Source organism: Leptonema illini DSM 21528, assembly GCF_000243335.1.
GTDB classification, from domain to species: domain Bacteria; phylum Spirochaetota; class Leptospiria; order Leptospirales; family Leptonemataceae; genus Leptonema; species Leptonema illini.
In genome coordinates, this window is sequence record NZ_JH597773.1 from 4,157,474 (window position 1) to 4,183,293 (window position 25,820).

Genomic DNA, 25,820 nt, shown 5'->3' on the forward strand with positions numbered 1-25,820 from the left:
CGCACCGCATATCGGGCTTCTGAAATCGGTCGCAGTATCGCTGCGAAGTGCTTCTCAATCAAATCAAGTCAAATCGAATCAAGTCAAAAGGTTAACAGAATCCTTCGAGCTGTCAGACAGCGAAGGATTGTGAATACCCTCTGAAATATCCATAACACTCGAAAAAAAACCGGGGCCGGAGCCCCGGTACAACTCTCTCCTCTTCTTAGAAGTTCTGTTGAACGCTGAATTGAATACGGTGGTTAACTACCGTATACGTTTTGCCGATTTCGCCTTTCTTGCTGATGACGGAATCGTTGTTGATTGTCAGACTGCCCACATTGAGCGTATCAACGCTCGCAGGAATTGCGTACGTTCCTGTCGTTGCGTAGTTAAGCGTGGCCATGTAGTTCTTGTCATTCTCTTTGTATTTGGCTGCCGAGTAGATATACTCGAAACCAATCATCGTCTTACCGGACGTGAGTTTGACACGCGGAGCGATCGTGATCACTTCTTTAAGATCCATGGCGTTTCGCCCGGTCACAACAGTCGTTCTCACTTCGTCGGCAGCGCCTTTGTTGATGGTGCGACCACCGACGATGCCGAACTCAAGGTCTTTACCATAGGAGACCTCGGCCCAGTAGGCGTGTGACTTCGTCTGCGAGAACTGACGCTTTGTAGTCTGCTGATAACCTGCTATGTCAGCTGCCGGTACACCAAGAGCTGCCAGGTTGGCTTCAAGGACGCTTTCTTTCATTGCATAGCCGCCGACGCCGAGCAGAGCAAACCAGTTGTCGCCCCAGGTCGTCGATGCTTTAATCTTCAGATCGCCCGTTTTAAACTGCATGTAGGCCGAGTAGATCTGTGTTCTGACTTCTGCGTTGTTGTTCCCGGTTCTGGTATTGGTACAGGTCGTGGTAGCAACGCCGTCGCAGTCTGTAGCGATCACAGGGTTCGTTGCGTTGAGCGGAACGATGATTTTATTGTCATACGTACCACCGACCGTGAAGCCGCTGATCGTGTAATCACCCTGTACGGCAAGTTCCGGACGTTTCGCGTTACGAAGGGCCTTGCCACTGGGTTGTCCGGTGATCAATGTGGATTGGACGTCAGCGTCGGCATGGTAGGATTGCTCCAGGGCATACAGGCTGAGGCGAAGGCCTTCAACCGGCTTGAACGTAAAGGCGATCTGCGGAGCTCGGCCCAACGGATGGATCGGTGCCAGAGGGTTAAACTGCAGCGTTCCAGGGAACACTCCACCCTGAAGGAAAAGCGGATGCCAGTCCTGGCCGGCACGGAAGGCGACTTTACCCCAATCAAGGTTGATCCATGCATGGCGCAGACGCGTCATGTTGGCGTTGTAGTTTGCGCTTCCAAAGAAATCGAGCTCGATCAATCCACTGACTTTGGCGCCGAAGGCGTCAGGGCCGGTAATCTTGCCGCTGAGTCGGGATTGGACGGCCGTCATGCCTGTTTGCCCGTAGGCGTTCAGATCTTCCTTGTTACTGAAGATGTACAGATCGCGCGCTGTCGCATCCGTAATTGCATCGGGTGCTGCCGTGATCTGGCTTCTTGCAGCCGGGTAAAGCAGGAACATATCATCGCGCGCAGCGACAACTGCTCGCGAATCGTTAAAGGCATCGAATTTCACGAAGCCGCCGAATTTTATTCCATACTCTGGCTCGCCCTGCGCATGTACCATGGCAGGGGCAATCAGAGCGGAAAGGGCCACTGTGAGCCACAATCTTTTCTTGGTCATACTCTCTCCTTTCAATCTTTCAATCTTCATCAAGGTTTTTATTTTATTTTAACTTTTTCTCTCGGACCGGATTCTGTCGCGCACTAAAAGCGTGCATGCTTACGCTTACGTAAGGGGGAGTTCTTCTGGCCTGCGTTTGCAACCTGTGCAATTCTCTGGATGATGTTTGCAATCCCCCCTGCTTCGCTTGAGCAGTATAACTTCAATTCCTGTTCTTAGAACAGGCCTTAGAGCATGGTCTTTGTGAGACGTGGCTCGAAGTCCTTGTTCTCAATCCTCTCTCTTCCTTGCAGCTTTGAGCCTGTCAGGTCGACAGCCTCTCATTGCAGCCTGCTTGCAGACGTCAGTGTCTCTCGGGCAGGGCCTCTTTGTTGCCCGGTTTCGAGAGATACTCTCAGAATCCGTTGCAGCAAATTACTATATTTTATAAAGGATATTGGAAGAGCCGCCGTATTTTACAAGAATTTTTTGACCTGGAGGCCCGAGAAATTAAAAAAAATTAATAATTCAATTTAAGGAATGAACGTCGTTCATCTTTGTTTCTGAATGGGTGTTCATGATTGTGTCGTGCGTTAGTCGGCAGCTGGCGAAAGTATGAAGCTGAGAATCATTATGAACTGAAGTTCGAGCCCGCTTTCTCAAAAGGACTATACAGTGTGTTCGCTTTTCTGGAAGGCTTGAAGTCGATGGGCGTTCCGAAAACCGAGGAATTCAACCGACAGCAGAATGAACTGGCTGCGATGGCCCGCGCGCTGGCCAGCCCGTCTCGTGTGGCGATTCTTGAATTCATTTACGATCGAGATAACTGCACGTGCAGCGAGATCGTCGATCGTCTGCCGCTTGCCCAGGCGACCATCTCCAGACATCTGAAAGAGCTGAAAGAGAACGGCCTCATAGAGGGCAGGGCCTCAGGCACCTCGGTGCTCTACAGCATCAATCGCAAAAAGTGGGATCTGTGCCGGGCTCGCTTCGAACGCTTCTTTCGCCGTTGAGCGGACTCTCGCAGAAGCTCTTATATATGAAGAAAGCGTGATTTTGCGTCGGCTGTCTGCCTCTTTCACTTTTCCCGGTTCGGCCCCGAAAAAACCTGGGTTGTGAGCCGCTGGCGAGACACTCTACTGTTACTGCTGACGGTCCTGTTCTGGGGCACGACCTTTCACGCCGCGCGCTACGCGATGCAGAGCTTCACTCCAGTGGCGCTCGCCGCCGCTCGATTCTTGATCGGAGCGCTCTTTTTACTGATAGTTACAGGGCGCCTCACGGATCTGACTTTGCTTCGCAACCGGGACTTTCTGGGGCGTATCGTGTTGCTGGGCGCCGTCGGAGTCGGCATCTATAATCTGCTTTTTTATGAGGGAATCGCCCGTGTGAATCCGGCCAGGGCCGCTCTCATTGCAGCGGCCAATCCAGGCATCACGGCGCTTTTGCTTCGCGTCTGGAAGAAGGAGGCGTTACCCGTAGCCTCGCTTGCCGGTATCGTCCTGGCCTTTGCTGGCGTGGCCTTTGTCGTCTTTGAACCCGGATCAGGCTGGTCGATCGGAGTGGGAGAGCTCTGCATCATGGGAGCGGCAACGGCCTGGTCGATCTATAGCATCGCCGGGCGCGATGTGATGCGCACCTACGAACAGCGTGCCGTGACGCTTTACTCCGTCGTCGCCGGGTCGCTGATGCTTCCGCTTTTTGTCGGGAGCGTGGACGATACGCATTTTGCTATCGGCCCATTTATTGCCGTGCTCTATATGGCCATCTTTGCCACAGGCCTTGCCTACGTCTGGTGGGCGAGGGCGGTGCAATCGCTCGGGCCGGCTCCCGCTGCCGTCTTCATGAATCTTGTGCCGGTGACGGCTCTTGTCATCGAGGTCTTGCTCGGCGGCAGCATTGAGACGCGACAGCTTTTCGGGGGCGCCCTTGTGATAGCGGGCGTCTGGCTGACGAATCGCCGATGAGCATTGATCGAAACACTAACAGGCTGCTAAGAAAAGCGGTGAGCAAACGGCGGGCAGACGCCCGGTCAGGGAGTGCGGGGCGAGATGTCGATCGTGACTCCCGTCCCGGCCAGTTCTTCGTCGAACTGCGTTTCTTCGGGGACGGGACGTACGTCGTTCAAAAAGAGCAAAAAGTCATCGCCCTGAATGCGAAAACACAGGCAGTCAGGGTACAGTTCTCGTAGCCGCCCTGCCACCCTCTGTAAGAGGACGTCGCCTTCATGCCAGGAAAGGCGTCGGTTATAAGAGTGAAATCCGTGCAGCTGCAGATCGATTTGCTTCGACAGAGCCGGGGTCTCGCCTTTTTTCTCAAGATAGGCGAGGTATTTTTCGTTATAAAGACGCGTCAACTGGTCGCGAAAGAAAAAGGCGAAGCGCTCCTGTTCGAGCATCGTCGCCGGTTCCTGGTGAATGGATTCGTCGACCGTGACGTCGGCAAGGGCCGGTCGGACGGCGGGCACGATCTCGGGATCATACCGGCTGCCGGCAAGTCGCTCGATTTCGTCGAGGGCGTCGTTCACGGTTTTTCTCGGGCGATAGATGCGGCTGGTCGTCATCGCATCAAAGGCGTCGGCGATTGTAAGAATCCGGGCCAGCAATGGAATCTGCCTGCCTCTCGCTCCTTTCGGGTAACCACTACCGTCGAAATGCTCGTGGTGATAGCGGATGATCTCGGCCAGATTGCGATAGAGCGGCGTGCCCGAAAGCATCGTGACGCCGATGTCGACATGCATGCGAATGAGTCGGTGTTCGTAGGGATCAAGCGGGCCCGGTTTCAATAGAATGGAGTCGGGCGTCGAGACCTTACCGACGTCGTGCAGCCTGGCGGCTCGCGTTAACAGCTGAATCTGCTCAGAGCTGAGGCCGAGTTCGAGAGCGATGAGTTCACTGTAGCGGGCGACGCGAGATTGATGTCCGGCCGTATAGGAATCGCGCTGTTCGATGAGGCGGGCGAAGGTCTCGATGACCTCTTCCTGTTCGAGGAACTTCTCCATCTCGATGCGCTGCAGGTCTTCTCGAATGCGAAAGGCGTTGATGGCGAAGCCGATATCTCCGGCAAGCTCTTCAAGCATGCCTGCCTCTTCGCTATCGAAGCCGCGCTCGCGTCGGGAGTAAATCGTTAACAGACCGATCGGCGGCAGGTCGGATCGGGGCCGCAGAGGATAACAGGCCACGGCCTGGATGCCGGCCTGAAGGGCCCGATCTTTCCAGGGCATGAAGTCTGCCGCTGTGGTGATATCGTTTATGATGTAAGGATGGTTGTCTAAAAGGGCTCTTCCCGCCGGCCCGCGTGAAAGGGGGTCTTTCGGGTCGAGCGAGATTTGAGGCTTCACCTCAAGGTAGCGCAGGTGATCCTCGGAGTGATAAGCGATTCTGCATTCCTGGCCGTCCACAAAACCGATCCAGGCCATGGTGTAATGCGAATGCTCGGCGAGTCGATCGCAGCACTTCTGTAAAAGAACGGGCAGGTCGGTCTCGGTGACGAGCAGCTGGTTGATGTCGGCGACGGTTTGAAGCGCTTGCCTGAGATACCGTTCATGCCTGTACATCTGATCGATGTAATCGGTCCTGCTCGTCAGTTCGACGCGCATATCTTTCAGGCTTCTGTTCAGACGATAGGATCTGTACGTCCACAGGGAAAGAACGAGCAAAACGGCAAGTGCTATGCCGATCAGATATAAATCATAATCATGCAAGAACTGCCTGAGTGAAATCGGTTCGGGCTCGTAGGGTTCTAAGGCCAGCTCGCGAAGGCAGGCGTGCACCTCTCTGTAGTCGGCCGGAGCGACCCATCCGATTCCGGCAGTGTTTAACTGAAGCAGGGAAAGCGTTACCGATCGGGCGAGGTCGGTCGGCGTACCCGGCATAGCGGCAAAGGCCCACTCCGGATACAGAGTCGAGCTGTGCCGCTCTTTCATGCCGGGCGTTAGCTGTTCGTTAATGACCGTGAGATCGTCGGGCGAGAACGTCTCGGATTGCAGCGATTCGATGATACCGGTACGCACGACGCCCGCATCGGCCGTGCCTGTGAGCACCGCATGGATGACCGCTTCATGCGTTCCGACGAAGATGATCCGGGAAAGATCATCGGTTTGAACGCCGGCTCGCTTCAGTTCGCGCAGAGCGGCGATCCATCCTCCAAAGGATGTAGCGTCCGGGGCGGCAATCGAGCGGCCTTTGAGATCGCTGATTGTATCTATGCCGGCAAGATCCTTCCGTTTGAAGATGACGGTGCTGAACGAGCTGCGCCGACCTCTGCCTGATGGAATCTCCATGGTAGCGATACGTGAGGCGCCATATCTGGATTCTGCGAGAACATAGATCGCCGGATTCGCGATCAAGAAATCGAGATCGGTGCGGCTCAGCGTTTTGTCTGTTTCGCTGAGAAGAAAAGGAACGGCCTCAAATCGGTAGCCCGGAATCGAGCGATTCAGTTGTTCGAGAGTGGGAGTAAAGTCCTCATAAATACGGGGAAGGCCTCGATGAGCCAGTATGCCGATACGCACTGTCGTCTTTTCTGCGTACAGGGAGTGGCGCGAGCCCGGTGCGATAAGGGAAAAGATTGACAGAACAACGAAAAGTGAAGGGATTTGAGTTGCTGATAACAGACGACGATGCAACTCTCGCATAGACCGGTATTGAAAACGCCTGCGCTCTGGTGGCAAGCAAAGATTCTCAGTTAAGGATCGAGAGGGTTCTACGATCGGAGGCATTATGGGTTTAAAAGAGAATCAATCTCACATGATTCTGAGTCGGCGAGAGCTACTTGCTGCGGGCATGGCAATATCCGTAGCTTCGCTTGTCGAATCGTGTGGATCGGTACGCGATGAAGAGTTAGTCGAATCCGATCCGATGCTTTTCGCACTGAAGATCGGGCCGACGGCGCCGAATCCTCATAACACACAGGCATGGAAGGTCAGGTTGATATCGTCGACGGAGGCCGAGCTCTATGTCGATGAAAAGCGCCTGCTTCCTGAAACCGATCCTCCGAACCGGCAGATCCATATCGGGCAGGGCACGTTTATCGAACACTTCGTCCTCGGTGCCGCAGCGGCCGGCTTTACAGCCAGTGTTAAGCTGTTCCCGCTCGGGCCGTACGGCGCCGCCGAAATCGGCCGAAAGCCCGTTGCCAGGCTAACGCTTACAAAAGATGCTATAAAAACGAGTGAGCTCTATGGCGCCATCGCTCTTCGGATAACGAATCGAAGCGAATACTCGGGGCCTGATATTACTGTCGCTGAATTCGAGCGGCTGAAATCTCTCGTCGGTCCTGTGGCCGGTCGTCTTGATACGAGAACGGGCAACGGCGGAACGCTGACCGATCTCTTTGTAAAGGCCTTCGCCGTCGAAACGAACACGCTTACCACAAACGAAGAATCGCGGCTTTGGTTTCGCTTCAATGATTCCGAGATTGAGAAATATCGAGACGGCATCTCGCTTCGCGGCAACGGCGTCTCGGGATTAAAATATCAGATCGCCTCCCGTTTCGTTATTGAAAACGATAAGGCCTACTGGAACGCCCCGGAGACGAAGCAGTATTCGATTGATGCTTTTCGCGGCCAGGCAACCAGCGCGAAAGGCATCGTCATGATCGTGACGCCGAAGAACGGCCCTGTCGACTGGGTGCAGGCCGGTCGTACCTATGCGCGCCTGCAACTGGCGGCGACGGCGATGGGCCTGTCCTCGCATCCGATGAGTCAGATCTTACAGGAGTACGAAGAGATGCGCTCACTGCGCGAAGAATTCGAACGCGAGGTCGGGGTCACAGGCTCCGAGAAGGTGCAGATGATCGCACGCCTTGGCCGGAGCGATTATTTCTTTCGTGCGCCGAGACGTGATCTTGCGTCGTTTCTTGTTTAGCCCCTCAGCGTTTCTTCAGATAATCGGCCACCGTATGCCGCGTCTCGGCATGCTGTGATCCCGTCTGTAGATCCTTGATGATAACGGTGCCGGCCTTCGCCTCGTCTTCGCCGAGGATCAGCACGTAACGGAAGCCTTTCTTTTCGGCGAGCTCGAACTGTTTGCCGAACTTCTTTGTCGCTTCAAGAGAGGCCTCGATATGCACCCCTTCGGAGCGAAGCTCTGAGGCGAGCTTCAGCGTCTCGCCGAGCAGATCGTTATTCATCAGAGTGAGGAAGGCGCGGTGCGATACGGTGCGCGACGACTCCAGCCCGTGCCCTTCGAGAAAATGCTCGAGTGTGACGTCGCCCATGCCGAAACCGACGGCCGGAATATCCTCTTTACCGAACTGCCCGAGCAGGCGATCATAACGTCCGCCGCCGAAGATCGCCCTGCGATTCTCGGGGTTCGTGTCATAGATCTCGAAAACAAGGCCCGTATAGTAGTCGAAGCCGCGAACGATCGCCGGATCAAAGAGCACGGCAGCTTCATGGCCCGATTTACGAAGAAGAAGCCGGACTGCGATCAGATGATTGAGAACGGCTAACAGATCGTCGGCCTTCTGGCCTTCGAGCTTCAGATGAGCGACGATTTCGTCAGGATCCCGGTCAAGCGAAGCGTTATCCATCGCAAGAAACGAGCGTACGCGAGATTCAAGCTCGGGATCTTCGCATTCTTTTGCCAGCTCTTCGGCGAAGGCCTCTTCGGTGATCTTTTCTTTCTTGTCGATCAGACGTCCGATGCGACGCAGCTTCTCGCGGTCGTCGATACCGATCCACAGATCGAGCAGACGTCGGTCGCTGATGCGAACGACGAACATATCGTCGCTTGCTCCGTAGGCGCGCATGAGGTCGACGGCGATCATGAGAATCTCGGCGTCGGCGCCGGGGCCCTTTGCTCCGAGCAGGTCGACGTTCAGCTGATAGAACTCGCGAAGGCGTCCGCGGCCGGGGCGTTCGTAACGCATGAAATTCGCGATAGAGAACCAGCGCAGAGGAAGAAGGCAGGAGGCGGGGCGATCGACGGCCATACGCGCAAGCGTCGGCGTCATCTCGGGGCGAATCGAAACCTCGCGATCGCCGCGGTCGGTAAAGGTATAAAGCTGTTCGTTTACGATCTCTTCAGATGACTTTGCGCGATAGAGATCTGTCGATTCAAGCACGGGCGCCTGATATTCGCCGTATCCGTAGCGTTCGCATACTTCCCGTTGAGTCTGGAACATCCAGTTGCGGAATTCCATCTCGGCGGGATAAAAATCCCGTGTGCCTGGATAGGGGCGAAATTTTGCAGCCATGAGCCCTCCCGGAGCTCACGTCTATCAGCTCCGCAGCAGTTTCTGAATCAGCGAGCGGTACACTTCTTTCGTGCTTTTGCGATAGTCGGAATGTCCCTGACCTGAAAGGTCGATTCCAACAAGCCATTCTCCGTCCTTCTTACCGATATGGCGGATGTTGCCGTAGAAGCGGATCGGAGCGTGCATCTTGAAAAGCAGGTCGAAGGTCAACCAGTCTCTGAGAGGCAGGTTTTTCTGTAGAACTTCACTGTCTATCTGAAGCGCCACACCTCCCTCTGAAATGTTTATGACCTTCTGCTTCTCTTTCACAAGAGAGGCATTTGCATCAATCACCTTCTGCAAGAGCTCGTCGGCCAGCTCTTCGGCGCGGGATTGCACGGCGGGGTTCATGCCCGAGGACGGCATCGGAAAGAAGATCAGAGCCAGCAGGATGCTCTTCTGATCTTCGTACATGTGTACGGGCTGAAGAAAGTGAGGCCGTCCCTGTATGGTAACCTCGATGCCTTTTTCGGGATGTTGTGTGGCGATCTCAGCAGGCAGTCGCGGATCACCGGCAAGGGCGACGCGCAGTCCACCGAACTCGGCCTGATGCAGCTTTTCAAACTCGGGAAAGATCACCTGCGTCGTGATCTGTAGCTTCGTGTTATTGGGAGCGATCTTGTTCGTAGAGATGCGAAAGTTCGAGGCGACGACCTCGCCGTCGTTCAACGCAAATCGGGGGAAGGCCCTCTGAACGGAACCGACGCGAGCCTGCAGAGGAACAAGGACGACATGACCCGGGCTGACCTGCTCGGACAGCGAGAAGTCGATCTCAAGCTGTCGGTTCAACGTAATAAAGAGCGTGTTCTGTGTATTCAGCTTAACGGAAGGATTGCAGTAGAATTCAAGACCATCGCCGCGCCGCTCGCCTGGCGTAAACTCCGCAGCCGGGTGCGTACCTTTCAGATAGAGCGGACGACGGTTCAGTTTTTCTTCGATCAGCTTGAGGATGGCTTCGCGATCCTTCATAAGCTGCCAGCTGCGCGGAGTCTCTTTCAACAGCCTGAAATCGTAGTTGCTGAATCCGTTTGTTACTGCGTCGTTTGCCATTGTCGCGCTGCCTTAAAAGCCGATGCACCATATATCGGGCCCGGCTCTAATCTTTACGACGCCGCTTTTGTAAAAAATCAGTCGATTTTTTTAAACTCCACCCTGCGATTGATCGCTCCTTTTACTGCATCTTTTACGGGGATCAACGGTCGATCATAGCTGTAGCCGCGAACGATAAGCCGGTCGGCGGCGATGCCCAGCTCGATCAATCGCTGCTTCACGGCATTGGCTCTGTCAAGGGAAAGCTTCTGGTTGTAGGTGTGGGACTTCGTCTCGGGCCCTCTGTAGGTGAGATCCGTATGTCCCTGGATCTCGATGCGAATGCCCGTATTGCTCTGCATGATGCGCGCAATCGCTCGCAGCTTCTTCATCTCGCTTTCTTTGATTACGGCGCTGTTCAGATCAAAGTAGATGCGTTCGTTGCCGATGCATTGCGGATCGCCCGCCTCGCATGGATTCGTATCTTTGCCCGCCTTCAGGCGGATGACGATCTCTTTCAGCTCTTTCGTTTCTGTGAAGGATTGCTCCTGTGAGACATAACCTGGAGAAGAGGCCATGATGGCGAATCGTTCGTCGTTGCGTACGGGCACGGCGAAACGGCCTTCGGCGTTCACATCAAGAGGGACGGCCGTTCCGTCCGCCTCGCGTTTCGTGATCGTCGATCCCGGTAGCGGCAGCCCTGTCGCATCGTCGACGACGATGCCGGCGAGGCGTCTTTCATATGTGGCCTCTTTACGAATCGGCTCCAGATAGAAGATGCGTTCGTCCTTGCGCCCGGCCGGTATGACGCCGCGATAATCAAGCACCGTCTGATAGGGCTGGTATCCGGGCGCGCTGATGCGCAGTCGATAGCTGCGACCCGTATAAAGATCGGTGGTGAAGTTGTTCTCGATGGTCTCGCCGTCGTTTTTCACCCGTCGCTTTGACGTGATCACCTTCGTCATCAATTCAAAGTCGATATGTATCGTCGCATCCATACCCAGAGGCAGTCGCGAAGATGCGTCGAGAATGCGTCCGGTCAGCGTAAGTTTAACCGACTCGATCAATTCGGTCGGCACGGCCACTCTGTAGATATCGAAGCGACCCTTCGCGTCGGTATGCCTTCGATCTGAGGAGAAGTAGCCCCACATGCCGTCGTCGGTGAGCTTGAAGGCTTCGTCGTCGCGCTCGGAGTTGAACGGACGACCGGCGTTTAACGGCATCTCGAACTCAAGGCCGTTCCAGTGTGAGATGTAGATATCGAATCCGCCAAGCCCGCCTTTGCGATTGGAAGAGAAGACGAGCTTCTGTCCGTTTGCCGTAAGAAAGGGCGTGATCTCGTCGTCGGGCCCGTTCACGAGAGGACCGAGATTGATCGGAGACGCCCACAGTCCGGTACGCATATCGCGCTCCGTATAATAGATATCGTCGCCGCCGTATCCGCCCGGCCGATTCGAGACGAAGAACATACGTTTGCCGTCAGGGGTCACATAGGCCATGCGATCGTCGTAATCGCCGTTGATCTCGTTGATATGCATGAGCTCGCTCCAGCGATTGTTGCGGTAGCGAGCGTAGTAAATATTCAGTCCTGCATAACCCTGCCGTCCGCCCTCGGCTCTGCGTGAGGTCAGATAGATCTCGACGGGTTTTGATCCGACCATGACGATAGACGGATGTCCTTCAAAGCCGTCGCTGTTCACCGAGAACTGTCCTGGAGGATTCTCTGCCGGCTTCTGTACCTGCATCGTATCAGAGGGATTGCCGATCAGAGGAAAGGCGAACGGAAGCGGCACAGACCACTGCGGTCGTCCTGTTCGATCGCGATAGTTAGCATTGTGGCTGTACCACAGATCATGTCCTTCGGTCGAGCCGGGTCTGGCAGATTGAAAGACAAGAAAGCGTTCGTGAAGCAAAGGCAGGGGGGCGTAGTCATCCCACGGATGATTGAGCACCATCTGGTTCGCCGGTTCGTCGTCGGCGAGTATGCTATCGGGTTCGATGACGGTATCGACGGGCTTCGCTGTGTCGGGCTCTTTCTCGACAGGTTTCGTGCTGTCGGGCGCCTTCTCGGCTTCAACTGGCTTCTCGGTTTTTCCGGGAAGCGTTTCGGCCGCCTCGGGCTTCTTCGCAGTCGGCTTCGTAACGGTCGGAGTCTGTTTGACCGGCGTCTTTTGCGTCGCAGGAGGTTTTGCCGGTTTTTTGACCGGCTTTTTCTCAGGCTTCTTAACCGGCTTCTTGGTTTGTGTTGCCGGCGGCTTATTGTTGACCGGAGCCGATCGGGAGTCGACCGGCAACAGCATCGTCCATATAACGACGGCGCTCGTCAAAGAGAGCGTCAAGATTCTTCGCCGACCCTGGAACAAAGCCGAAGACGCCCTCCCACATGCGCTGCGTTTCCATGCAGAGGTAAAGGAAGAGGCGAGGGTCGCGGTCCTGAATCTTTTTTCGGATCGATGCATACATGGATTCCCGTATCGTTTTAAAGTAACGGTACTTGCCATCCGATCCTTGAACCATTTCTTCGCGCGTCAGAGCGTCGGCGGAGAATCGCGATTGCATGACCTCTTTCTGACCGGGCGAGTAGCGGAACGATCCGACCGAGATCCATGAGATACGATCGGGATGAATGCGGTCAAAGAGTTCTTCAAGCAGGCGATGGTAGTTCTGTTCCCAGTTCTCATGATGGATCAGCGGATCAAGATGAAAGGCCAGTCGATATCCCGCTCCCTGCACCTTCTCGGCCGCCTGCAGCCGCTCTTCAAGCGTCGCCGTGCCGGGCTCGACGGCATCGATGACATTCTGCGGATTCAGCGACCACGAAACGACCGTATGCTCGCGATGGTCGAGCTGCAGAAGCTCGTTCACGTTCGACGATTTCGTCTTCAGTTCAAGCGTCGCATTCGGAGTTTTCGCAAAGCGTTCGACAAGGATCGTCGAAAGGCCTGTGATCGGCTCGAGCGCAAGCGAGTCGGTGTATTCGCCCGTGCCGACGCGAAAGTGAAACTTCTTGCCGAGGATCTTGCGATCAAGCTCGGCGAACATGTCTTCGAGGTTCCCGAAAAGCGTCATCAGCGGATGATTGAGGAAATTCTGCAAATAGCAATAATGGCAGTCGTAGAGGCAGCCCACTCCGAAGTTGATGACGAAGTACTGACAGCAGACCATGCCATCAGAGCCGGGGCATGAAGAAAGGAAGCGGCCCGGATAGTTATAAACCAGCAGCGTATCTTTCTCGAAAAGGTTGCCGTTCTTCTGGTAGTGATCGAGCAGGGCGCGCGGATCGTCGATCTCTTCGATCACGACGGAACTGTCTTTGAGCTTGCTGCGGATCGATCGGGCCAGCTCACCTTCGGCGACGGCCCGGTCTATGTAGATCTTCTGGATCAGTTCAGGACTGCGCATCCGGACCAATTAAATGGAAGTATCGAGAAAAGCAAGGCCGCATCACTCCCACCCTCACCCCTGCGTGGCGCGATCCTGCGCCAGGCAGGGGCCGCTTTGACATCCATGTCCCGCTTTCGGGAGGGAGTGATGCGGCTGGATGGGGTTAGACGCGAGCGACGTTTGCCTCGCATACATTCCATTCGCCCAAATGCCAGCTCGTTTGCACTCAGCCTGTAGTGGACCACGGATGGGAGAGCGACGGCGCCTGGCGCTCGGATTGCGCCATGCGCCGGACAGGATGAGTGCAAACGGGCCCTACCAGGCCTGGCACGCTCCGCTCTCAGGTGGGTGTCGGGTGACGGGAAGGGGAGGCAGCGGGGTTCGGATGGGCGCGGTCGTGTCGGAAGGTGGGCAGCCGGATGGGTGCGATGCGGCGGCTTTACTCTTGATTTTTCTCTGACGATGCCGTAAGTTGCTTCCATGCTCGATCTGTATTCTGAGTTTGAGCGGTTGATTGCCGCTATGGCTGACCGGCAGATAGAGTATGCACTCTGTGGCGGCCTGGCGATTGCCGTGTACGCACAGCCGCGCGCTACGGTCGACATAGATCTGCTTGTAACAGACGCCATGCTGCCTGCAATGCGCCTGTTGTTAAAAGATCTTGGGTATGAGATCGAGGCAGGGCCGATGGAGTTCGGTGGCGGGGCGACCGTCATTCACCGCTTTACGAAAGTGGATGCCGATGGAGACTTCCTTTCGGTTGACCTTCTCCTGAAGACGCCTGCCAATGCTCCGGCATGGGAGCAGATTCAACGATTGCAGTGGAACGGCCAGCCGTTAAACGTTGTTTCAAGAGACGGCTTGATTCTACTCAAAATGATGCGCGATAGCGAGCAGGATCGCGCCGACATCGCCGCTTTACGCGAAGGGACGGGCGAACCATGAAAGAGGTGGAGCTGACATCGGCAGAGATCGATCGTCGCCTGCGTCGCGTCGCTCAGCTGAATCGCCTCTGTAAAAGCCTCAAGCAGGCCGGGACGATGCAAAAGGCGGTGGACGGCGTCGTCGGCCATCAGAGTGTTTCTTCAGCGGACGCTCAGCGTCGACAGAGGCGTATGTCATCACGTAAATTCCTGTATATTCTGATTGTTACAAAGATAGTCGTACTGGGGTTCAGTATCGCCCTGGTCCTGTTCCTGATGAAAACCTGAAGACCGTTCCTTATCCTCGCAATTAATCGTTGACACAAGCTCCGGGGAGTGCTGATCTCTGGCGTCTGACAGAGTTCGGGTTTGCAGGCATATCGGGCAAGTTGCCCGGTAAAGCCAGGCAGACCCGCGAAAATCAAAAGGTAGATAATATGGAGAGAAGTATGAAGAAGTCGATGGTTGTCGGATTAGTCCTGGCGATGGTGCTGGGCGTTTCGTGCAAAGATGCAAAAAAAGAGGCCCTGCTTGCAGAGGTTGCAAAGCTTGAGGCCGAGCATAAGGCGGTGAGCGACGAGCATCACAGCCAGCTGCATGCCGGTCATGATGCACTGAAGGCCGATCACGATAAGGTGAAGGCGACGGTTAAGAGCAAAGAAGGCAAGGCCACGATTGAGGCGCATGAGAAGCTGATGGCGCAGCATGAAGAGCTCATGTCGCAACATATGAAGATGATGGACGAACATGAGGCCGCCTTCGCGAAACTCAAAGATGGCAGCATGTCGACGGCCGACATGGAAAAAGAGATCGCCCGCATCCGCTCTGAACATGAGAAGATGACGCAGGAACATAAAGCGATGATCGAAGAGCACAAAAAGATGGAAGAAGAGCATAAGACGCTGAAGTAATCTCACGAATCGTCTTTGCTTTTTGATCAGGCTGCTCCGGAAACCCAGCGTGGCTTCCGGAGCAGCCTCTGAAAAGTTCTTGTAGTCTGGTGGGCCCGTGGCATCCTCTTTTCATGCAACCCATTCGAATTATACTGACGGGCTTAATCGCCCTGACCCTACTTCAGTGCGGCAAGGAACCGTCCGCCCCACAGACCTCCGGCGAAGTGACTGTCGAAATCACCGGAAAAACGCTAACCGGCACCATCGTCTCGGGAGCGACGCTGCTTGAGACGATGGACAAGCTGAAGGCGGCCGGCCAGATCCAGTTTGAGGCCTCGGGCACGGGCGAGATGACCATGGTTGACTCCCTGAACGGGCAGAAGAATGAAGGGGCCGGCGATACAAAGCGCAACTGGCTCTATGCGCACAACGGAAAGCTCTCGCCGCTTGGCATCGGTCAGCTTAAACTGAATCCTGGCGATCGCATCACCTGGTGTTTCGTGCTCTGGCAGGACCGGGAAAGCTGTAAGTAAAAATCGCTTTGCCTTCTGAGACAGGACGAAAAGATTGCACTGTTTACCGGAATCGGGGGATCTATGAGCTTTAATCGTTTCAAATCTGAAGATGCAGGTCGCATCCTGCTTTTTATCATCCTTGTAGGCTTTGCCGTTCTGGCCCGTACAATGGAGCATGCGCCGAATTTCACGCCGGTCGCCGCCATCGGCCTCCTGGGCGGCTATCTGTTCCGCTCACGTCTGGCCGGACTTCTTTCCGTCCTCGCCGCCATGTTTGTAAGCGATCTCATCATCGGTTATGAAAGCGTGACGATGCGCGTCGTTGTGTATCTCGCTCTCTGTGTGCCCGTTCTTCTTGGTTCTGCTCTGAAGAGCGTGAAAGGAGCCAGGCTGGGTTTCGGCCTCGTCGGTTCTTCGCTTCTTTCGTCGGTGTCTTTTTATCTGACGACGAACCTGGCCGTCTGGGCATTCAGCGGAATGTACGAGCATACGATGCAGGGCCTTGTCCTCTGCTACACCTATGCGCTGCCCTTCCTGCGTAATACCATGATCGGCGACCTCTTCTACACCGGAGCCTTCTTCGGTATCTACGCCGCCGTGCGCCATTTCGCCTGGCGTCCGGTTACATCAGCAGCCTGATGCAATCCGGCCCCCGGCGCCGCTTCAGACTTCGTTACCTGCTCCTGCTGGCCGTTGCCGCAGGAGCTTTCGTTTTTCTCGGCCGCCATGCCTGGCGCGAATGGCGCTGGCGCTACATCGTTATCCATCATACGGCCTCCGATGCCGGGAATCTCGAATACTACCGACGTCTGCATAAAGAAGAGCGCGGATGGCCCGATATCGCCTATCACTTCGTCGTTAATAACGGAGCCTCAAACACCGTTCCGGGCCAGATCGAAGAAAGCAATCTCTGGAAAGAGCGCAGCCGCGGATTTTCCACGCGCAACACCTACGTGAATACGGTGGGCATCGCCGTCGTCATGGTGGGCAATCTTGAACGACATGCGCCGACAACGTTACAGTATCAGTCTCTTGTAAGCCTGCTTGTCACACTTGCGCGTGAGTATGATATACCGCCGGAGCGCATCATAGGGCATCGCGAATTACAGCAGACGAAATGCCCCGGACAGCATCTTGATATGGCGAAGCTGCGCGAAGATGTGGCACGGGAACTTGCGAGATAGAATGCCCGGCAGGTAATGCTGTTCGCTTCTTTCCATATACGTTCCATTACGTTCACTCCAGTGCCGCGCCGAACGAGAAGGCCGGAGGTGCGTCCGTTTTGTTGTTGTCGTCAAAGGCACGTTCAAAAAACTGACACTCTGTCCGCACCTCAAAAGGCAGGGCGGATATTCCGCCGTTTTCCTCTGGACTCAGAACCCTGGTTCCATCCGAAAACCGCAGCAGGCAAGGGCCTGCATTTTTACTGGATGGAGACCAGGATTTGAAAACACTTACACCAACAAAAGAAGCGACGTCATTTGAAGAGTTCGGCTTCGCCGATACGATTCTGCAGGGCATCAAAGAAGCCGGCTTCGAAACGCCGAGCCCCGTACAGAGCCTTGCCATTCCGGCGTTACTTGAAGGCCAGGATGCGACCGTAATGGCCGCCACCGGCACTGGAAAAACGGCAGCCTATGGCCTGCCCTCTCTCGACTACCTCGTACGTCATCCGAAAGAGACCATGCTTGTCATGGCTCCGACGCGAGAGCTTGCCGGACAGATCAGCGATGAGCTGTATCGCCTTGGCAAATTTGCAAACATCCGCAGCATCGCCATCTATGGCGGCCGCTCCTACGGACGTCAGACAGACATCATCAGCCGCGGAGTAAACGTAATCGTCGCCACCCCCGGTCGTCTGCTTGATCTGCTTGATTCCGGACGCCTGAAATTCTCGCCGTCGATCGTCGTTCTCGACGAAGCCGACGAGATGCTCGATATGGGCTTTCTCGACGACATCCAGCGCATCATGGACTATGTACCCGATCGCGCCCAGACGCTGCTTTTTTCGGCGACGCTGCCTGCTCCGATTCAGGGGCTGATTAAGAAGTTCCAGAAGAATCCGGTCATGCTGAAGGCCGCCGGCGCCGGTTCGGCCAGCCTGCAGATCGACCAGAGCTTCTATGTCGTCGGCGAAGAAGAGCGCGATCTGGCCGCTCTGCGTCTTATCGAATCGATGAACCCCGAGAAGTGCATCGTTTTCTGCCGCACGCGCGAAGAAACCGACCGGCTAACCTCAACGCTACTCGGTCGCAGCTTTCCCGCCGCTCCGCTTCATGGCGATATCGATCAGTCCCGACGCGAGAAGACGATCCGTGATTTCCGTCAGGGACGCGTAAAGATTCTCGTCGCCACCGACGTCGCTGCACGCGGCCTTGATGTCGCCGACGTATCGCACGTATTCAACTACCATATTCCCGGTAACTCTGAAAGCTACATTCACCGTATCGGACGAACCGGCCGTGCCGGACGTTCAGGCGAGGCCATCACCTTCGTCGCACCGGGCGAGATGCGCCGTCTTCGCATGCTGAAGCAGGCCGTCGGCGATATCAAACCGGCATCGATTCCCACTCTGCGTGATCTGCGCCGCCGCGAGGTGGAGCGTATGACGGCTCTGGTTAACGAAGCCGAAGGCACCAAAGAGGCGGTGCGTCAGGTCGAGCGTCTGGTCGAGGCCGGATTAACGGCCGAAGAGATCGCCGTCAGAGCTCTCAGCCTTCTCATTCAGAAAGATGCGCCCACGGGCCCCGAGAAGATCGGCTGGGAAGTGGATCGCATCAACGAGTTCCTCTCTCGACCGGCGCCGCGCTCGTCTTCGGGCGGACGTGGGTTCCCGTCACGGGGCGGTTCGCGTGGACCGAGCAGAGGCAGCTATGATCGCGGATCCGGTAAGGGCCGCAAATTTGAATCCGGTGATTCCGGTCGGCGTCGCAGCTGATCCGGGTAACTGCTGAAGGCGATGCGGTTACGCTCGGCGTCAAAGGCGTAGAGCGTAAAACCCGATTCGCCGGCAAGCAACTCTCTCTCTTCTAAAAAGTCTCGCCACGCATCGGCGGCATCGGCGTCGATGGCGAAAGCGAGCAGATGAAAGCCCGCCTCTTTATCGTGAAAGGGGCGGGATTTTTTTTTGCCTGTGTGATCGGCCCGTTCGAGCATGAGTATGGTCGGATGGCAATCCAGCCATACGGAGCGAAGTCCGCTATCGTCATGATGCCTCGATAGTTCCTTAAAGCCAAGCGACGTATAGAACTGCGTTTGCCGCTCTACGTCGTCACAGGCAAGGGCGATATGATGGATCATGGCGCCCTTGCGCAAGCCGGGGCTCTCGTCTTTCATGCTTCTTTCCGTATCGTTAACATATCCAAAGGCCCGAGAGTCCGACTCAATTCAGTCCTTGCAGAAATTCCTGAAAGACGGCGTTATACTGCGCGAAGTTATCATCGATGGACCGGGCATGAACGGCATTCCAGTCGGTTAAAAGCAGGCGACATCGGATGCCGGCCTTGAGCATCGTCGAGGCGATCTCTTCGGAATGTCGCGGAACCGTATACGTATCGGAGAGCGAATGCACGACCATGACGGGCGCCCGGACCTGCGAGGCGTACCTGAGCGACGAAGATTCGTCGGGATCAAAGCCGGCTCGCAGACCGGCCAGGACAAAAGCGCCTCCGGTAAAGAGCAGGCTGCCCTGTGTATAACGCTGCACGGCCTGTTCGGTTACGATCGTGCGCATGGCCGTGTAGGGAGAATCGACAAGCAGAAACCAGAATCGGCGCTTGGAATGACCGGCGGCCTGAAGCGATGTGGCCGCTCCGTAGGATTCGCCGATCAGCGCCGTATGTGCGTCGTCGACGCCTGTCTTCTTCTGTAAGAAATCAACGGCGGCAAGAAGATCGTACTTCTCGTAAAATCCGAAGGTGCCATAATCGCCGTCGCTTTCGCCGTGGCGTCGGGCGTCATAGAGCAGAAGATGGCATCTTTGATCTTTAAGAAGCGGCGTATATTTCAGCATGCCGTAGCGGGTGCCGCTGAAGCCATGATGAAAGACGGCGGCGCAGGGGCGATCGCCGCGAAAGTACCATCCGCGAAGCGTCGTGCCGTCGTCGGGATTCTGGAAAGAAACGGCTTCAGGTTCGGCCAGGCCGAAGTCGGCCACCGAGCCGATCTTTAACCGAATTCGATCGGCTTCAAGGGTCCGGCTGTTAAAGGCGACGACCTGCGAGCTGAAATACCAGCTCACGCCGAAATAGATGCACAGAAGAGCGCCGACGGCCGCCGACCCTCGTTTTATGTTCGCTTTTCGCATATCCCCTCTCTACGTTTCGGATCAGTGTCTGATCCGATCTTTATCTCTTGTTGAAATCGCTTCCGTTGCCTGTTGATACTATCGACATTCGGCGTTAATCGAACCGACGTATTCAGGCGCCAGAGAAAAGGCCGACGGTGCGCCGGCAAACTTCAGATCGTCGCCTTTGATCTTCTTCTCTTTATGCAGTCGTTCCCAGTCCTTAACAAAAGGAGCTGATAGTGGTTTGAAAGACCAGTGCCACGGCTCGAATTCATAGCCTTTCTTGCGGCCTTCTGTATAAACAAGGCAGAAGCCGTACTTCGGAGCATGGACAAGCATCCACTGATAGAGCTTCTTGCCTTCGCCCGAGCGATAGTAGTCGACGGTCAGGCTGTTGATGTCGAAGTCCGTGCCCCAGTGATGTCGCGATGTGCCCGGCATAGAAGAATACGTAAGGATGCGCCGCGCTCGCTCCACCGGATCTTTTACCGTATTGAGGCGGATGCCGCCAACGGCCACGTTGCCGTTCCACTTGGATTCCCAGATGCTTTTCTGGCTGGCGAAGTTGCGTGTTCCGCTCTGCACCCAGAACGGAACGCCGGGAAGGTCTTTTTGAATCTGGGCATACATCTTCTGGATCGCCTCAAGAGCCTCGCGACGCAGATAGATGCCGCGGCCGCGATCGGGAATGCCGTAAGAAGCGGCCGTAGCGAAGGCAGGATGACGATCAGGAGCAAACTGGCCTGTAAGATAGGCCGTCGGATCAATATCACCATACAGATCTGGAGCGCCGGCAGGCTGCGAGCAGAGCGGCAGAATACAGAAGAAAAGCGGGAAAAGAAGAGAGAGACGGCGGGAGAAACGTTTCACGATGATGAACGTATCGCCCGCACGATGAAGTTGTCAATCAAATGTCAGGAGCCATTCCTGGAGAATGGCTGCGACGCTCTCAAGTTAAATCAGTCGTTTCATCTTTTCATCAAGGAAGTGTGCATGGTGTTCGAGATGCCATGTGCAGTAAGATAGTATCGTATGCACGGTCTGCTCGCCGCGCTGCGGATGCAATCCGACTCTGCTAAACTCTTCGCCGGCAAGCGACTTCAGCCAGGAGCCCGTCCAGTTGCGCAGAGAGCGAAGGGCCTGCATCGTTTCGTCAATGGAGGCGCTGCGATAGAGGCCTTTATCGATGAAGTCGTCCTCCTGCCATACGGTGAAGGCCGGACGTTCTTCGGCGACGGCACGACGCATACGGTGCACGAAGGCCATCTCGGCATCGAGCAGATGGCCGAGAAGCATGCGGCAGGACCAGGCCCCGGCAGCACCCTCGAAGGTGCGATCGGCCTTTTCTTCGGTAAGATCGGCGAGGCCAGGATGAATCTTGCTGATTCCGGACGTATAGGCGCCCGTCAGATCGCTGTGCGACAGGGCAAGGAAGGCGGAGATCTCGGGTTTTGCGCTCATAATCCAAAGGTAAATGAAAGACCCTTTTTGCACAGGAAAAAAAGCAGCATTGCAGGAATTGGGCAGTCGGCTGAGCGCACTTTGTGAAGGCAGAAGAATTTAACCGCGAAATACGCGAAAGGCGCGAAAAAGGAAATGGTGAACCACCGTTGAACCCGGAATCCAGGAGCAAGCATGAGAGCAGATAGGGGAAGAGCGAAGAAAGACGATCCCCGGATCAAACCTTTCGCGCTTTTCGCGGTCAATAAATTCTGAGCGCTTCATCCCATCAACGTGCCGGCCTCCGTCGCCGCGCCGTTATCGCAACAACTCTCTAAACACCTCCTCACCCCCCCCACTCTTCCCTCCGCGCCCTCAGCGTCCTCTGCGGTACACCCTTTCTGAATTGCTACCCTCCGCGCCCTCAGTGGTCCACCCTCTTCTGGCTTTCCGGTTAACGCTGCGATAACCGACGCTCGTTCAGTTATCGCTGTTTTCTACTGTTCTATTTTTAATCTATGTTTTTTATTATTTGCAAGGTCTTCTCATGGAAAACGTCTTGCAAATATCACACTGTCGTAATTATGTAACACATCACTGTTCGTGAGGTGCTGATGCATGGAAGTCCGACAGGTCAATCCGGGAACGGAACGCCCGATCGAAAAGCTCTCTTCGACCGATACTGATCTTCTGAAAAAGATGTATCGCGAGATGGTGCTGATCCGGCGCTTTGAAGAAGAGGCGGCGCGAGCCTACGCTATGGGCAAGTTCGGCGGCTTCTGTCACCTCTATATCGGACAGGAGGCCGTCGGCACGGGAGCGATCAACGCCCTCAACGAGCGCGATTACATACTTTCTACTTATAGAGACCACGGACACGCCCTTGCTCGCGGATGCGATCCCGGAGCGCTGATGGCCGAGCTTTTCGGTAAGCGCACCGGTATCGTCAAAGGGAAGGGCGGCTCGATGCACTTCTTTGATCGTCGCCGCAACTTCATGGGAGGCCACGGCATCGTCGGCGGTCACGTCGCCCTTGCAACGGGCATCGGCTGGGCCATTCAGTATCGCAACGAACAGGCCGTGTGCATCTGTTTCTTCGGCGAAGGCGCCGCCAATATCGGAGCCTTTCATGAAGGCCTGAATCTGGCCGCGCTCTGGAAGTTACCCGTCATCTTTATCTGCGAGAATAACCATTACAGCATGGGCACGCCCGAGTATAAGGCGCTGTCCGTTCCGGACGTGAGCATTCGCGCCGTCGCCTATAATATGGATCGCGATCTTTTCGACGGCGACGACGCCCTCTTCGTACAGAAGAAGGTTTCGGAGCATGTGGAGAAGGCGCGCAGAGGCGACGGCCCGTCGCTGCTTGAGATCAGTACGTATCGCTTTCGCGGTCATTCGATGTCTGATCCGGCGAAGTATCGTACAAAAGAAGAGGTGGAGATCTGGAAACAGCGCGACGCCATTCTGCGAGCGCGACGCATGCTTGAGTTCAATGGCGTCGCCGAGAAGGAATTCGCCCGCATCGAGGCCGAGATCAAAGATATCGTCACCGCCTCTTTGAAATTCGCCGAGGAGTCGCCCGAGCCTCCCGTGTCAGATCTGTATGCCGACGTCTATGCCGTTTAACCGAGGATCATCATGGCAGTAATCAGTTATAGAGAAGCCTTACGCCGCGCCCTGGACGAAGAGATGGAGCGCGATAACAACGTCTTTTTGATGGGCGAAGAGGTAGGCGCCTATCAGGGGGCCTATAAGGTCAGCCAGGGCCTGCTTGAAAAATACGGCGAGAAGCGCGTCGTCGATACTCCGATCTCCGAGCAGGGATTTGCCGGGTTAGGCGTCGGAGCGGCGATGTGCGGTCTGCGCCCCGTCATCGAGTTCATGACCTGGAACTTCTCGCTTGTGGCCATCGATCAGATCTACTCGAATGCGGCGAAGCTCTTTTATATGTCGGGCGGGCAGATACCGATTCCGATGGTCTTTCGAGCTCCGGCCGGGGCGGGCGGCATGCTGGCGGCCCAGCATTCGCAGGCCCTTGAGTCGATTTACGTGCATTGTCCGGGATTGATCGTCGTCGCGCCGGCGACGCCCGCCGACGCCTGCGGATTGCTGAAAAGCTCCATACGCGATAATAACCCCGTCATCTTCATCGAAGGAGAGGTGCTATACGGCATGACGGGCGAGGTGCCCGATCAGGAGTTTCTCGTTCCTATCGGCAAGGCTGAAGTGAAGAAAGAAGGTCGGGATTTTACGATCATCACCTGGTCACGCGGGTACTCCTTCGCTATCGAGGCGATGGACGCCATACAGAAGCTCGGCTATGATCCGATGATTCTTGATCTGCGCAGCCTGCGCCCGATGGACGAGCAGGCCGTGATCGAGGCGGCTACGGCGACGGGCCGCGTCTTGATCATCGAAGAGGGCTGGCCGCGCGCCTCGATGGGATCGCATGTGGCCGATTTCATTCAGCGGAACTGCTTCTATGACCTGCATGCTCCGATCCTTCGGGTAACGCAGGAGGACGTTCCGATGCCCTACGCCCGCAATCTTGAAAAGCTCAGCCTTCCCAATCCGGTGAAGATCGTTCAGGCCGTCGAAGAGCTGATGAAATACTGAGAACCTGCCCGAAAGGAGCGCGAACATGGCACGTATTCTTGAACTGATGCAACTCTCGCCGACGATGAAGATCGGCACCTTCGTTAAGTGGACGAAAAAGCCGGGCGATGCCGTCTCGCCCGACGACATCGTCGCCGAGATCGAAACCGATAAGGCGGTGATGGAGATGGCGGCCTTTGATACGGGCGTGCTTCTGGGCACGCTTGTAGAGCAGGGCGATCAGCTTCCGGTCGGAGCTCCGATTGCCATTATCGGCGAGGTGGGCGAAGACATCTCTGATCTGCTTCAGAAGGCGAAGGATCAGCTGCGTTCTCTGCGCGAGCAGGGGGCGGCGCCTGCACCGGCGCGATCCGAAGAGAAGCCGCCGGCGGGGCCGGTGTCGGCGGTCGCCGAGAATCTTATCCCTGATCCTGAGATGCAGCTCCAGGGCGGCGGCGAGCGGCCCGAGGCGAAATCCAGCGCTGCGCCGTCCGTTCGCGAAGATGCGTTAACAGGAGAGCCCTTACGCGCAGCGCATCCGCTGGAGCGCGTCTCGGTCGCCGTCTCGACGATCGATCGGCCGCTACTGGACGAGCCTTCGCTGAACGGCCTTATCGCCCTGCCCGCGCATATAACCCTGGCCCGCTCGTCGTATCGCACACGACATCCGATCAGTCCGCTTGCGCGCAAGATCGCCGAGGCGCACGGCGTCGATATCAGCGTTATCCAACCGGCCGATCGCAAGCGCATCAAGGCCTCCGACGTCGAACAGTTCATCAAGCAGCGCGGCTCATCGCCCGGTCGATCGATTGCCGCCGCCCCCGATCGGCGAATGGAGATCTCGGGCATGCGCCGCGTCATCGCAAGCCGGCTCTCGGATTCAAAGACGCATATTCCGCACTACTATCTGACGGCGGAGTTCGATGCCACCGCCCTGATCGCCCTTCGCGAAGAGATCAATCAGGGGCTTGCCGAAGGCGAGTCGAAGTTTTCGATTAACGACTTCATCGTGCGCGGATGCGCCCTTTCTCTGAAGAGACATCCGGTTGTGAACAGCTCCTGGCGCGGCGATCATATCGTGCAGTACGGTCGGGTCGATGTCGGCATCGCCGTCGCCCTTGATCAAGGCCTGATCACGCCCTACGTGAGAAACGCCGATCAGCTCAGCCTGCGCGAACTGGCGGCGCGCATCCGCGAGCTGGCGAAGCGAGCGAAGGATCGCAAGCTGAAGCCCGAAGAGTATTCCGACGGCACGTTTACCGTTTCAAATCTGGGTATGTTCGGCATCCGCGATTTTGCCGCCATCATCAACGAACCCGAAGCGGCCATTATGGCCGTCGGCGGTATCTTTGACAGAGCCACCGTGAAGGATGGGCAGGTCGTGGCGACGAAGACGGTGACCGTGACCTTGAGCTGCGATCATCGCGTCGTCGACGGAGCGGAAGGGGCGAGCTTCCTTGCGACCTTCAAGCACTTTATGGAGCATCCGCCGCTTCTGCTTGTATAAAGCGACATGACCTTTTTTCAAACGGCAGTGAGCCGCGTATGCGTTTACAGCCTGTTGTTCGGCATGTTCCTGTTAACCATGCCGCTTCAGGCAGAGAAGCGCATCATCGTCTTTGTCGCTCTTGCTGATAATGACTGGCAGGGAATTGTTCTCGTATCACCGCAACTCGGAGACGGAGATAATCCAGAATCTAATCTCTACTGGGGAAGCGCCGCCGATGCCTATGCGAAGAACCAGAGGATCAAGCAGAAAGCGGCTCTCGGAGTTTTTTCGCAATTGTAAGAACG

General features: G+C 55.9%; 24 protein-coding genes. 14 read left to right on the forward strand and 10 right to left on the reverse strand.

Annotated elements, in window-relative coordinates:
• Positions 1 to 205 precede the first annotated feature (205 nt).
• Positions 206 to 1,738, reverse strand: a complete 1,533-nt coding sequence (locus tag LEPIL_RS19620; protein WP_002775298.1) for a hypothetical protein — start codon at positions 1,736 to 1,738, stop codon at positions 206 to 208.
• 656 nt (positions 1,739 to 2,394) lie between these two features.
• On the opposite strand from LEPIL_RS19620, the gene LEPIL_RS19625 reads away from it, so the two are divergent.
• Complete coding sequence (locus LEPIL_RS19625; protein WP_002775300.1) at positions 2,395 to 2,730, forward strand: ArsR/SmtB family transcription factor; 336 nt, start codon at positions 2,395 to 2,397, stop codon at positions 2,728 to 2,730.
• Positions 2,731 to 2,832: 102 nt separating this feature from the next.
• Complete coding sequence (locus LEPIL_RS19630; RefSeq protein ID WP_002775302.1) at positions 2,833 to 3,684, forward strand: DMT family transporter; 852 nt, start codon at positions 2,833 to 2,835, stop codon at positions 3,682 to 3,684.
• A 65-nt stretch (positions 3,685 to 3,749) separates the two neighbouring features.
• Here the strand turns inward: LEPIL_RS19630 and LEPIL_RS22650 are convergent, their stop codons facing one another.
• Positions 3,750 to 6,353, reverse strand: a complete 2,604-nt coding sequence (locus LEPIL_RS22650) for an HD domain-containing phosphohydrolase (RefSeq protein ID WP_002775304.1) — start codon at positions 6,351 to 6,353, stop codon at positions 3,750 to 3,752.
• Between the two features lie 85 nt (positions 6,354 to 6,438).
• Between LEPIL_RS22650 and LEPIL_RS19640 the strand changes: the two genes are divergently transcribed.
• A complete protein-coding gene (locus LEPIL_RS19640) occupies positions 6,439 to 7,584 on the forward strand; it encodes an Acg family FMN-binding oxidoreductase (protein WP_002775306.1) in 1,146 nt (381 codons plus the stop codon).
• A 4-nt stretch (positions 7,585 to 7,588) separates the two neighbouring features.
• On the opposite strand, the gene hisS is transcribed toward LEPIL_RS19640, so the two are convergent.
• The 4 genes from hisS to LEPIL_RS23715 all read right to left on the reverse strand — a co-directional run bounded on the left by hisS (position 7,589) and on the right by LEPIL_RS23715 (position 13,387).
• Positions 7,589 to 8,917, reverse strand: a complete 1,329-nt coding sequence (gene hisS / locus LEPIL_RS19645; RefSeq protein ID WP_002775308.1) for a histidine--tRNA ligase — start codon at positions 8,915 to 8,917, stop codon at positions 7,589 to 7,591.
• A 24-nt stretch (positions 8,918 to 8,941) separates the two neighbouring features.
• Positions 8,942 to 10,006, reverse strand: a complete 1,065-nt coding sequence (locus LEPIL_RS19650) for a PilZ domain-containing protein (RefSeq protein WP_002775310.1) — start codon at positions 10,004 to 10,006, stop codon at positions 8,942 to 8,944.
• 77 nt (positions 10,007 to 10,083) lie between these two features.
• Complete coding sequence (locus LEPIL_RS19655; RefSeq protein WP_002775312.1) at positions 10,084 to 12,285, reverse strand: OmpA family protein; 2,202 nt, start codon at positions 12,283 to 12,285, stop codon at positions 10,084 to 10,086.
• Complete coding sequence (locus tag LEPIL_RS23715; RefSeq protein WP_002775314.1) at positions 12,242 to 13,387, reverse strand: SPL family radical SAM protein; 1,146 nt, start codon at positions 13,385 to 13,387, stop codon at positions 12,242 to 12,244. Before LEPIL_RS23715 ends, LEPIL_RS19655 begins: the two co-directional genes overlap by 44 nt.
• 462 nt (positions 13,388 to 13,849) lie before the next feature.
• Here LEPIL_RS23715 and LEPIL_RS19665 point away from each other — a divergent pair, with 462 nt between their 5' ends.
• The 7 genes from LEPIL_RS19665 (at position 13,850) to LEPIL_RS19695 (ending at position 18,638) form a co-directional block, all read left to right on the forward strand.
• The gene (locus tag LEPIL_RS19665) at positions 13,850 to 14,314 is read left to right on the forward strand and encodes a nucleotidyl transferase AbiEii/AbiGii toxin family protein (protein WP_002775316.1); all 465 of its coding nucleotides are present in this window, start codon (positions 13,850 to 13,852) and stop codon (positions 14,312 to 14,314) included.
• Positions 14,311 to 14,580, forward strand: a complete 270-nt coding sequence (locus LEPIL_RS19670) for a hypothetical protein (protein ID WP_002775318.1) — start codon at positions 14,311 to 14,313, stop codon at positions 14,578 to 14,580. Before LEPIL_RS19665 ends, LEPIL_RS19670 begins: the two co-directional genes overlap by 4 nt.
• Positions 14,581 to 14,741: 161 nt before the next feature.
• A complete protein-coding gene (locus LEPIL_RS19675; protein ID WP_002775321.1) occupies positions 14,742 to 15,203 on the forward strand; it encodes a hypothetical protein in 462 nt (153 codons plus the stop codon).
• A gap of 113 nt (positions 15,204 to 15,316) precedes the next feature.
• On the forward strand, positions 15,317 to 15,718 hold the full coding sequence (locus tag LEPIL_RS19680) for a DUF4430 domain-containing protein (protein WP_002775323.1): 402 nt from the start codon (positions 15,317 to 15,319) through the stop codon (positions 15,716 to 15,718).
• Between the two features lie 63 nt (positions 15,719 to 15,781).
• Positions 15,782 to 16,339 carry a DUF6580 family putative transport protein gene (locus LEPIL_RS19685; protein ID WP_002775325.1) on the forward strand — a complete coding sequence of 186 codons (558 nt, stop codon included), beginning with the start codon at positions 15,782 to 15,784 and terminating at the stop codon, positions 16,337 to 16,339.
• Entirely contained in the window at positions 16,339 to 16,884 is a 546-nt protein-coding gene (locus LEPIL_RS19690) for a peptidoglycan recognition protein family protein (protein WP_002775326.1), read from the forward strand. Before LEPIL_RS19685 ends, LEPIL_RS19690 begins: the two co-directional genes overlap by 1 nt.
• Before the next feature lie 260 nt (positions 16,885 to 17,144).
• Complete coding sequence (locus LEPIL_RS19695; RefSeq protein ID WP_002775328.1) at positions 17,145 to 18,638, forward strand: DEAD/DEAH box helicase; 1,494 nt, start codon at positions 17,145 to 17,147, stop codon at positions 18,636 to 18,638.
• Here the strand turns inward: LEPIL_RS19695 and LEPIL_RS19700 are convergent.
• From LEPIL_RS19700 to LEPIL_RS19715, 4 genes are all read right to left on the reverse strand, one after another.
• Entirely contained in the window at positions 18,572 to 19,036 is a 465-nt protein-coding gene (locus LEPIL_RS19700; protein ID WP_002775329.1) for a VOC family protein, read from the reverse strand. The two genes, LEPIL_RS19695 and LEPIL_RS19700, sit on opposite strands and share 67 nt — an antisense overlap.
• Before the next feature lie 46 nt (positions 19,037 to 19,082).
• Positions 19,083 to 20,006 carry an alpha/beta hydrolase gene (locus LEPIL_RS19705; RefSeq protein ID WP_002775331.1) on the reverse strand — a complete coding sequence of 308 codons (924 nt, stop codon included), beginning with the start codon at positions 20,004 to 20,006 and terminating at the stop codon, positions 19,083 to 19,085.
• A gap of 78 nt (positions 20,007 to 20,084) precedes the next feature.
• Positions 20,085 to 20,858, reverse strand: a complete 774-nt coding sequence (locus LEPIL_RS19710; RefSeq protein ID WP_002775333.1) for a M15 family metallopeptidase — start codon at positions 20,856 to 20,858, stop codon at positions 20,085 to 20,087.
• A gap of 84 nt (positions 20,859 to 20,942) precedes the next feature.
• A complete protein-coding gene (locus tag LEPIL_RS19715) occupies positions 20,943 to 21,449 on the reverse strand; it encodes a DinB family protein (protein ID WP_002775334.1) in 507 nt (168 codons plus the stop codon).
• 678 nt (positions 21,450 to 22,127) lie between these two features.
• Here LEPIL_RS19715 and pdhA point away from each other — a divergent pair.
• The 4 genes from pdhA to LEPIL_RS19735 are packed head-to-tail and all read left to right on the forward strand — an operon-like array spanning position 22,128 to position 25,815.
• Positions 22,128 to 23,057 (forward strand): pyruvate dehydrogenase (acetyl-transferring) E1 component subunit alpha, encoded by a 930-nt coding sequence (gene pdhA, locus LEPIL_RS19720; RefSeq protein ID WP_052608542.1) that lies wholly within the window; start codon positions 22,128 to 22,130, stop codon positions 23,055 to 23,057.
• Between the two features lie 12 nt (positions 23,058 to 23,069).
• Positions 23,070 to 24,047 carry a pyruvate dehydrogenase complex E1 component subunit beta gene (locus tag LEPIL_RS19725; RefSeq protein ID WP_002775339.1) on the forward strand — a complete coding sequence of 326 codons (978 nt, stop codon included), beginning with the start codon at positions 23,070 to 23,072 and terminating at the stop codon, positions 24,045 to 24,047.
• Positions 24,048 to 24,072: 25 nt separating this feature from the next.
• Positions 24,073 to 25,533, forward strand: a complete 1,461-nt coding sequence (locus LEPIL_RS19730; protein ID WP_002775349.1) for a dihydrolipoamide acetyltransferase family protein — start codon at positions 24,073 to 24,075, stop codon at positions 25,531 to 25,533.
• 27 nt (positions 25,534 to 25,560) lie between these two features.
• Positions 25,561 to 25,815 (forward strand): hypothetical protein, encoded by a 255-nt coding sequence (locus LEPIL_RS19735; RefSeq protein WP_157135121.1) that lies wholly within the window; start codon positions 25,561 to 25,563, stop codon positions 25,813 to 25,815.
• Positions 25,816 to 25,820: the final 5 nt, after the last annotated feature.

Bases quoted from the DNA above. Each gene is read 5' to 3' on its own strand.
- LEPIL_RS19620 (WP_002775298.1), bottom strand. From the start codon at position 1,738: ATGACCAAGAAAAGATTGTGGCTCACAGTGGCCCTTTCCGCTCTGATT.
- LEPIL_RS22650 (WP_002775304.1), bottom strand. From the start codon at position 6,353: ATGCGAGAGTTGCATCGTCGTCTGTTATCAGCAACTCAAATCCCTTCA.
- LEPIL_RS19640 (WP_002775306.1), top strand. From the start codon at position 6,439: ATGGGTTTAAAAGAGAATCAATCTCACATGATTCTGAGTCGGCGAGAG.
- hisS (WP_002775308.1), bottom strand. From the start codon at position 8,917: ATGGCTGCAAAATTTCGCCCCTATCCAGGCACACGGGATTTTTATCCC.
- LEPIL_RS19650 (WP_002775310.1), bottom strand. From the start codon at position 10,006: ATGGCAAACGACGCAGTAACAAACGGATTCAGCAACTACGATTTCAGG.
- LEPIL_RS19655 (WP_002775312.1), bottom strand. From the start codon at position 12,285: ATGCTGTTGCCGGTCGACTCCCGATCGGCTCCGGTCAACAATAAGCCG.
- LEPIL_RS23715 (WP_002775314.1), bottom strand. From the start codon at position 13,387: ATGCGCAGTCCTGAACTGATCCAGAAGATCTACATAGACCGGGCCGTC.
- LEPIL_RS19665 (WP_002775316.1), top strand. From the start codon at position 13,850: ATGCTCGATCTGTATTCTGAGTTTGAGCGGTTGATTGCCGCTATGGCT.
- LEPIL_RS19670 (WP_002775318.1), top strand. From the start codon at position 14,311: ATGAAAGAGGTGGAGCTGACATCGGCAGAGATCGATCGTCGCCTGCGT.
- LEPIL_RS19675 (WP_002775321.1), top strand. From the start codon at position 14,742: ATGAAGAAGTCGATGGTTGTCGGATTAGTCCTGGCGATGGTGCTGGGC.
- LEPIL_RS19680 (WP_002775323.1), top strand. From the start codon at position 15,317: ATGCAACCCATTCGAATTATACTGACGGGCTTAATCGCCCTGACCCTA.
- LEPIL_RS19685 (WP_002775325.1), top strand. From the start codon at position 15,782: ATGAGCTTTAATCGTTTCAAATCTGAAGATGCAGGTCGCATCCTGCTT.
- LEPIL_RS19690 (WP_002775326.1), top strand. From the start codon at position 16,339: ATGCAATCCGGCCCCCGGCGCCGCTTCAGACTTCGTTACCTGCTCCTG.
- LEPIL_RS19700 (WP_002775329.1), bottom strand. From the start codon at position 19,036: ATGAAAGACGAGAGCCCCGGCTTGCGCAAGGGCGCCATGATCCATCAT.
- LEPIL_RS19705 (WP_002775331.1), bottom strand. From the start codon at position 20,006: ATGCGAAAAGCGAACATAAAACGAGGGTCGGCGGCCGTCGGCGCTCTT.
- LEPIL_RS19715 (WP_002775334.1), bottom strand. From the start codon at position 21,449: ATGAGCGCAAAACCCGAGATCTCCGCCTTCCTTGCCCTGTCGCACAGC.
- pdhA (WP_052608542.1), top strand. From the start codon at position 22,128: ATGTATCGCGAGATGGTGCTGATCCGGCGCTTTGAAGAAGAGGCGGCG.
- LEPIL_RS19725 (WP_002775339.1), top strand. From the start codon at position 23,070: ATGGCAGTAATCAGTTATAGAGAAGCCTTACGCCGCGCCCTGGACGAA.
- LEPIL_RS19730 (WP_002775349.1), top strand. From the start codon at position 24,073: ATGGCACGTATTCTTGAACTGATGCAACTCTCGCCGACGATGAAGATC.